This is a genomic window from Streptomyces humicola (assembly GCF_024436035.1).
Taxonomy (GTDB): domain Bacteria; phylum Actinomycetota; class Actinomycetes; order Streptomycetales; family Streptomycetaceae; genus Streptantibioticus_B; species Streptantibioticus_B humicola.
Genome location: NZ_JANFNG010000071.1, coordinates 1 through 1611, shown reverse-complemented (window position 1 = coordinate 1611; position 1611 = coordinate 1). Strand labels below are relative to the sequence as shown.

The following is a 1611-nucleotide window of genomic DNA, read 5'->3' as shown; positions in this document are numbered from 1 at the left end:
GGTGTTCAGTGGTTGAGGGCGACTTGGGCGATTTTGATGACTACGAGGATGGTGGCGATGAGGAGGTAGGTGCGCAGGGCGCCCATGCCGATCTTGCGGGTGGTGGAGATGACCGGCTTGGTCAGCGTTGCCAGCGCCGGCATCCGCCAGGTCTCGCGGCCGGTGCGGTCGATCGGGTCGTCCTTGGTGCCGGTGCGGCGCTTGGTGAAGGCGTACCCGGCCACGATCACCCCGGCCACCGCGCAGGCGGCCAGGATCTGCAGGATCGCGTTGGCCGAGATGCCGGGGAAGACGACGGTGGCGGTCAGGATGATCGACAGGGCGACCAGCACCCCGACCACGGTGGCGGTGAACGCGTTGGTCTTCGGCCCGTTCACCCATGGGCCGAGCACCGCCTTGTCGTTGCACAGCAGGAGCAGGAACACGCTCGCGGACGGCAGCAGGACCCCGGCGAGCGCCTGCACGCCCTCGGTGAGCAGCCCCAGCGGGGAGCCGGGGATCAGCACGATCGCGGCCGCGGCGGCCACCAGCCCGGCATAGACGGCGTAGAAGCCCTTCGCCCCGCCGATGCCGCGGTGCAGGGAGTGCTTGAGCCCCAGCACATCACCGATCGCATACGCGGTGGACAGCGAGACGGCGAAGGCGCCGATGATCGAGGCGTCCAGCAGCGCGATGGCGAACAGCACCCCGGCGACCTTGCCCGCGTGCGCCTCAAGGCCGGTGGCGATCCCGCCCGCGTCGCTGAAGTTCCCGACGCCGTGGGTTCCGGCGAACGTGGCGGCGGTGAAGCCCATCATCGCCGCCGCCCCGATGACCACCACGGCGATGCCGATCCACAGATCCGCCTTCTCATAGCGCATGAACCGCGGGGTGATGCGCTTGTCGATGACGTAGGACTGCTGGAAGAACAGCTGCCAGGGCGCCACCGTGGTGCCCACGATCCCGATGATCAGCAGCATCACCGTCGACAACTGGCCGGCGCCGCCCGGCATGTTGGGCACGACGAAGTCGCGGGCCATCTGCGAGGTCGCCGGGTGGACCATGACGTAGATCGGCACCAGCAGCAGCGAGGCCGCGCACAACGCGATCGCGACCCGCTCGAAGCGGCGGAACGATCCGGTGAACGCCGACGCGACGATGATCCCCGCGGCGAGGACCACCGAGGCACCCTTCGGCAGGCCCAGATACCCCGCGGCCAGCGTGATGCCGATGAACTCCGTCACCAGGGTGAGCGCGTTGAGCAGGAACAGGTCGATCACCGAGAACGCGCCCCAGAACCTGCCGAACCGCTCCAGGATCAACCGGGCGTGCCCCACCCCGGTCACCGCACCGAGCCGCAGCACCATCTCCTGATTGACATACAGGACCGGGATGAGCAGCACCAGCGTCCACAACAGGTGCGTACCGTAGTTCTGCCCCGCCTGACCGTAGGTCGCGAAAGCACCGGCGTCGTTGTCGCCGACCATCACGATCAGCCCCGGACCGACGATCGCCAGCAGCGTCTTGACCTTCGCCGACAACCCACGACGCCCGCCGGTGTCATCAAGCCTGATGGTGCCCAACGCACCACGAATGTCACCGACATGCGCGTCATCCAGAACAGCGGCACGC

General features: G+C 68.1%; 1 protein-coding gene. It reads right to left on the bottom strand.

Annotated elements, in window-relative coordinates; genetic code table 11:
- Positions 1 to 5: 5 nt before the first annotated feature.
- Positions 6 to 1598, bottom strand: a complete 1593-nt coding sequence (locus NGB36_RS32985; RefSeq protein WP_255924339.1) for an NRAMP family divalent metal transporter — start codon at positions 1596 to 1598, stop codon at positions 6 to 8.
- Positions 1599 to 1611: the final 13 nt, after the last annotated feature.